Annotated in this window: 7 protein-coding genes; all 7 read right to left on the reverse strand. The window is 68.5% G+C overall.

Features of this window, described 5'->3' with window-relative positions:
• Positions 1-467, reverse strand: a 467-nt coding sequence (locus NTX40_07520; GenBank protein MCX5648928.1) for an MBL fold metallo-hydrolase, incomplete at its 3' end; no start/stop codon positions are given.
• 217 nt (positions 468-684) lie between these two features.
• On the reverse strand, positions 685-1815 hold the full coding sequence (locus tag NTX40_07525; protein ID MCX5648929.1) for a Nif3-like dinuclear metal center hexameric protein: 1131 nt from the start codon (positions 1813-1815) through the stop codon (positions 685-687).
• Positions 1816-1869: 54 nt separating this feature from the next.
• The gene (locus NTX40_07530; GenBank protein ID MCX5648930.1) at positions 1870-2787 is read right to left on the reverse strand and encodes a sugar phosphate isomerase/epimerase; all 918 of its coding nucleotides are present in this window, start codon (positions 2785-2787) and stop codon (positions 1870-1872) included.
• Positions 2788-2808: 21 nt separating this feature from the next.
• Positions 2809-3924 (reverse strand): PQQ-binding-like beta-propeller repeat protein, encoded by a 1116-nt coding sequence (locus tag NTX40_07535; protein MCX5648931.1) that lies wholly within the window; start codon positions 3922-3924, stop codon positions 2809-2811.
• 26 nt (positions 3925-3950) lie between these two features.
• A complete protein-coding gene (locus tag NTX40_07540; GenBank protein ID MCX5648932.1) occupies positions 3951-4235 on the reverse strand; it encodes a hypothetical protein in 285 nt (94 codons plus the stop codon).
• Positions 4236-4355: 120 nt separating this feature from the next.
• On the reverse strand, positions 4356-4817 hold the full coding sequence (locus NTX40_07545; GenBank protein MCX5648933.1) for an NAD(P)H-dependent oxidoreductase: 462 nt from the start codon (positions 4815-4817) through the stop codon (positions 4356-4358).
• 261 nt (positions 4818-5078) lie between these two features.
• Positions 5079-5528 carry a hypothetical protein gene (locus NTX40_07550; protein MCX5648934.1) on the reverse strand — a complete coding sequence of 150 codons (450 nt, stop codon included), beginning with the start codon at positions 5526-5528 and terminating at the stop codon, positions 5079-5081.
• Positions 5529-5878 lie beyond the last annotated feature (350 nt).

Here is a 5878-nt window from a genome sequence, read left to right on the forward strand (position 1 = left end):
CCGAGGTCCGTCGCCACCGTGACGACGCGCCGCCCGCGCCGGCCGCCCAGCGTGATCCGGAATCCCAGGCAGTCGCCCGGCGAGTCGTGGGGCACGGGGAAACCTTCGACTGCCACGTCGCCGATCGCGACCGAGTCGCCGTCGAGCGTTTCCAGGAGCCCAGCCCGCTCGAGCCGCCGAAAGCCGGGCATCGCGCTCGCTAAATGGGCGAGGTTCGTTGCCGTTGAGAACACGCGGACGCTGTGCGCCAGGCACCAGCCCACCGCCGCCTGCGAGAAATGGTCCCCGTGCGTGTGCGTTACGAGGAGCGCGTCGATCGTCTCCGGCTCGATCCCGGCCGCCTGTAGGACCGCGACCGCTCGCCGCCGGCCGATCCCGAAATCCACCAGCAGCCGCGTCCGCCCCGACGCCACCAGGAGCGCGTTCCCCAAACTGCCCGAAGCCAGGGGACAGAGGAAGGGTTTCATGGCGGGAGGTCGCCTCCCCGCTCGCCCTCTGGGTTCAAGGCAACACCTGAAGCCGTTGGTCCTGCCAATGACGAATGACGAAGCCCGAATGAGGAATGAATGCCGAATACCGAATTCCGAAAGGAGCCTCTTCGAGCCTCCTGCTTGACAGTGGGCCGCAGGAACGCCTCGCCATTCGGGTTTCGGATTTGATTCGTCATTCGGATTTTGTCATTCGTTATTTCGAGCGGAGCGCTCCGCGCTCCGACTCCGACAACCGCACCTCCACGTCCACCACCTCGGCCAGCCGCGGCGTCCAGTCTTCGAGCGGCACGCGCTCCGTCTCGTAGTGCCCGCCCAGGATAACCGCAATTCCCTCGGCCGCAAGCGTCTGAGCCTCGTGGTACTTGAGTTCCCCCGCCAGGTACGCCTGACACCCAGCCGCGCGGACCGCCTCGACCAGTCCGCTCCCGCTCCCGGAGCAGACCGCCACGCGCTCGACGCGCGTGGACTGCTCGCCGGCGACTTGAACGCCCGAGAGGCCGAGCGCTCTTTTGATATCATCGGCCAATTGGCCGGCCGTCTTCGGTTTCTTTAGCCGGCCCACGCGGCCCAGGCCCGCCTCGCCCGGCAGATCCTTCAGGGGATACACGTCGATGGCCGGGGTCTCGTAGGAATGGGCTCGCCCGATGGCCGCCACGACCGCCCCCATGCGGCTTTCCGCCGCGAGGACCTCCAAGCGGTGTTCCGGGACGGCGCTGCGATCACCCCGTGCCCTGCCCGCCGTAGCCTCGGCGGAGGCGGGGCCGACGGCCGGGCTGGTTCCTTCGCCCGCGAAGAAGGTCCCCTCCCCCTCGGCCGCGAAACTGCATTCGGTGTACGCCCCGATCCGCCCTGCCCCGGCGTCGAACGCCGCCCGGCGGACCGCTTCCAGGTCGCCCTCCGGCGCGAAGACGACGACCTTGTATCGCGCAGGCCCAGGCTCAGCGCGCAGCGGCTCGATGTCCGTGAGGCCCGCACGTTCGGCCAGGAGGTCGCAGAGGCCCCCTTGGGCCGCGTCCAGGTTCGTATGGGCGGCGATGACCGCCCGCCGACCCGCCGCCAGACGAAGCGCCAGGCGCCCCGGCCACGTCTCGGCCGTCACGCGGCCGACGTCCTTGAACATGAACGGGTGATGAGCGAGGAGACAATCGGCCTCGAGCCGCTCCGCTTCCTCGCAGACCGCTTCCGTGACGTCGAGGCTGACGAGCACTCGCCGCACCGGCCACGCCGCGTCGCCCAACAGAAGGCCGACGTTGTCCCACGCCTCGGCCAGCCGAAACGGGGTCAAGCGGTCCACCGCCGCCAGAATGTCCGCAACGGTCGCCATCGAATCTCCTTCTGACGGGCGGACCTGCGGCAGCCGTGCCACGGGGGTCCGCGCCTACGGCAAAAACTGCGCGAGGTGCCGGCGCGCCAGCACCAGGCCCGCCTTCACGCGCTCCGCGCTCCCCTGCCAGACCGGGTCGGCGTGCTCGACGACCACCGCCCCGCCGTACCCCACTTCCTGGAGCCGGTCCAGCATTCGCCGCCAGTCGATCTCTCCGAGGCCCGGCAGCCGATACCGCCACCATCCGCCGGCGGGCCTCAGGACCGAACAATCCTGCCGGCGCGCGTCGAATACCTCCGTATCCTTCGCCTGGAAATGGAAGATCTTCTCGGCGTAGTCGGTCGCGGCCGCGATCGGGTCCACCCCCAGCCACACGAGGTGCGACGGGTCGAGCGCGAGGCCCACAGCGTCGCTGCGAAGGTGCGTGAACAGTTTCTCCCACAGTTCCGGGCAGAACGCTGCGTTGCCCGGCATGTCTTCAAACAAGAGGCCGCACATCGGGTCGTTCTCGATTGCCAGGCGGACGCCCGAGGCTTCGGCCTGCTCGGCGAGCGGCCCGACGCGCCGCGCAAACTCCGCAATCGAGTCGCCCAGCCCCGCCGATCCCGGCGCGCCGGGACGCCCCACCGCCAGGCACACGACGGGGACGCCCAGCGTCGCCGCCGTCTCTACTACGCGCCCGAGGTGCTCGAGCGCCGCCCGCGCCCGCTCGGCGTCCGGATCGAGCACGTTGCCGTACCACGCGAGCGCCGCCGCCTCGACGCCCGACGCCTCGAGCGCCGCCCCGAGCGCATCGCGCCCCGGGCCGTCCAGCGCGCCCAAGTCCAGGGCGCCGCCCCGGTGCCAGGTCTTGCCTCGGGAAAAAGGAGGACAGGGAATCTCAACCGCATCGAACCCGGCCGAGCCCGCCCACTTGAGCACGTCGGGCAGACTCTCATCCGGGAAACAGGACGTGCATAGGCCGAGTCGCACCGTGGACTCCTCGGCTGAGGATTAGGGAGATTCGCTCTTCGCTGCCGCGGCTGCCATCACCTGGCCCTCCGGCGTCGCCAGGTAAAGAATGCCGCTGTCCGTCTCGTTCTCGCCCACCAGCGTCCCGCGGCGGAGCGGCAGGCCGAACTGCACCTTGCCGTCGGAACGCGAGACGGCCAGGATGTCTTCCCCCCGGCTCACGATGTAGGCGTTCTTCGCGTCCGCCGACGCATAGTCCTGGCCTGCGGCCAGGATCCACCGCGCGTCGCCGCTCTCCGCGTCCACCGCTGTCAGCCCCTTTGCCTCCGTGAACACAAACACGAGGTCTCCCTGCGCGTACGGGGCCTTCCGGACCGGTTCGCCCGCATGGTACTGCCACACCAGGCGCCCCCCGCCTCCCGCGAATGCGTACACGCTGTAGTCCAGACTCGCGACCAGCACCAGGCCCGCCTTCGTCCGCCTCAGATCCGCCGTCACGGACCCTTCCGCCCGGTATAACCATGAGGTACGATGCCGCGACTGGCTCGACGCGATCACCTGCCCGCCCTGGCTTGCGAAATACACCATCGTGTTGTCCAAGACCGGGCCCGCCGTCACCGCACCTTCCATCCAGCGACGCCACGGAACTATGTCCGGCGTGACGGCCAGCGCCTCCAGGTACCCTTGTATGTTCGGAATGAAAACATGTGTCTCGCACGCCGCCGGCCGCCCCGAGGCCGCAAAGTCCAGCCGCGTCTTTGACACCTCCCGGCCCGCCGCCGCCTCCAGCCCGAGGAGCGTCGTCGTCGAAACCACCCACACCTTGTCCCCGTGGACGGCCGGTTGCTGCACCGTCTCGTGCTTCGGCGCCGCCGGCATCGACCAGCGCCGGACGCCCGTCTTCGCATCCACGGCATAAATCCAGTTGTCGTCCCCCAGCCCGATGAGCAGGCTGTCACACAACCACAGCCGCACAAGGTGCGTCTTCTTCGCCAGCACCAATTGCGTGTGCCAGAGCACGTCCATCCCGTTGGCTTCGAGGACCGAGGGCACGACGGGCAGCGGCTCGGGCCCGCGCTGCGGACCGCACCCCGACGCCCACAGCCCCGCCGCCACCCCCACCGCCAGCCAGCACCCTACCCTGTCCGCTCGCTTCATCGTTCGCTCCAGAGACCGCGACCGCCTCATACGTACGACGCCAGGTTCACCTTGTGTTGACGCTCGAATCGGCTCAACCGCTCGATCCGCTCGATGTCGTCCTGAATCCGGTGGGCGAGTTGGAAGACGTACGGCTTGCCTTGCAGTCGGTCGTTCAGGTCCGCCAGCATCGCGTCCCAACGCCCGTCGTACAACTCGTCCCGCAGACGAAGCAGCATGATCTCCTCTTCCCCGAGCGACGCGATGAAACGCTTCGCGCGCGCCGCGCTCGGCTCCGATGCCGCTTCTGCCCGCTCGCTCTCACCCGCCATGCCGCCCCTCCCCTGGGGTCCGGCCAATCGCGCGATACCTTAACCACGCCCTTCGGGGCCCGTCAACCCTTTTTCGTACAACCACTTGCCTCCCGACGCCTCCGGCCCGCCGCCGGCCCACTACGCCGACGCCGTCGCCAACACCTGGCCGAGTTTCCGGCACGCCTTCACCTGGTCTCCCGCCGGCGCCCCCAGAATGTCCAGGCCCTCCCCCACCCGCTTCAACCCCAGCGACTTTGCCAGCCGGTCCAGAATTGCCGACACCCCCCCGCCTCCCCCGTGCGTCGAGAACGCCACGTACAGCTTCCCCTTGAAGGCCGCGTTCTGGAACGCCAGGTCGAAAAAATGCTTCACCAGCCCCGACGGGTAGGAATAGTAGTTCGGCGACCCGACGGCAATCCCGTCCGCCTTCTCCAACGCCTCCATCTCCAGCGACGCCGCGTCCATCACGCGCGCCGTCGCCCCCGGCACCAGGTGCACGCCCGCCGCCACGTGCTCCGCCATCGCACGCGTGTTCCCGCTCAGACTGCTGTAGAGCACCACCACCTTCACGCCCTGCCTCGACGCGCGCTTCTCAGACATGCCTCGCTCCTTACCTTCCACGTGAAAACCGGCCGCGATTATACGCCCCCCGGTCGCCCGGTCAACCGCGCAAAAAAGCGGGCTGCCGCCGCATTTCAGCCGGCAGCAGCCCTCATGCTGGGATGGGATACCGTTACCTATCGGCCCGCCGTTCTCAAGGTCTTCAGCAAAAACGCCCGCGGCGCCCTCACAAAGAACCTTCCGCGGCATCGGCCGGCTGCAACAGCCCAGCCAAAAGCAAAAAAAGGCTTCCCCAGGCCCTCAGCCCAGCGACCGACGACGGAACAAGAGCGCCCCCAAACCGATCGCAAACACCACGTACGCCAGCGCGTACAGCCCTGACCAGCCCACGTATTCCCACACGGCCCGCCACGCCGCCGCCCCGGGGCTCCCCGGCGCCAGCGGCGTCAGCATCGCGTGGCTCAGTTTCTCGTTCAGGTTGAAGACCTCCAGGAACGGCACTACCGCGAGCACCCCCTGCCTCGCGAACTGCCCGGCCCCCGCGGCCCCGCGCACCCCGGCCTCCAGAAACACCGTCAGGTGCCCCACCAGAAACACCCCCAGGCTCACCCCCACGCTGGCCGCCGCCGAAAGCCGTGTCGAGACCGCCGTCGCCACCGCCGCCAGAACACCCACCTGCAATATCACCAGCGCCAGGCCCGGCGTCACCGTCACCGTCTGCCCGAACTGCTTCTGCCGGAACGCCTCCACCTGCGACCCGATCCCCCCGTGGCGACCCGATCCCCCCGTGTATGTAGGCCCGCTCCAGCACCCCGGCATCCAACCGCACCCGATAATATACCGCGGCCATGAATACCACCCCCAGTACCGCCACTGCCACCAGCACCGTCGCCATCACCCCGAGGTATTTGCCCAGCACGAACTGCCACCGCCCCACGGCCTTGCTCAGCACCGTTAGGGCCGTCCGGTCCTCGACCTCGCTCGCGACGCTCGTTGCCGACGCCAAAAGAGTCATCAGCAGCACGAACACGAGAATAAACGACAGGCCAAGATCTTTATACATATCCGTATCACTTCCGAATGTAAAGAGGGGCAGCCGC

The sequence above is a fragment of the Planctomycetota bacterium genome, from assembly GCA_026387035.1.
In the GTDB taxonomy this organism is placed as follows: Bacteria; Planctomycetota; Phycisphaerae; order FEN-1346; family FEN-1346; genus JAPLMM01.

Coding starts and splice junctions, on each gene's coding strand:
- NTX40_07525 (MCX5648929.1), bottom strand. CDS start 1,815: ATGGCGACCGTTGCGGACATTCTGGCGGCGGTGGACCGCTTGACCCCG.
- NTX40_07535 (MCX5648931.1), bottom strand. CDS start 3,924: ATGAAGCGAGCGGACAGGGTAGGGTGCTGGCTGGCGGTGGGGGTGGCG.
- NTX40_07540 (MCX5648932.1), bottom strand. CDS start 4,235: ATGGCGGGTGAGAGCGAGCGGGCAGAAGCGGCATCGGAGCCGAGCGCG.
- NTX40_07545 (MCX5648933.1), bottom strand. CDS start 4,817: ATGTCTGAGAAGCGCGCGTCGAGGCAGGGCGTGAAGGTGGTGGTGCTC.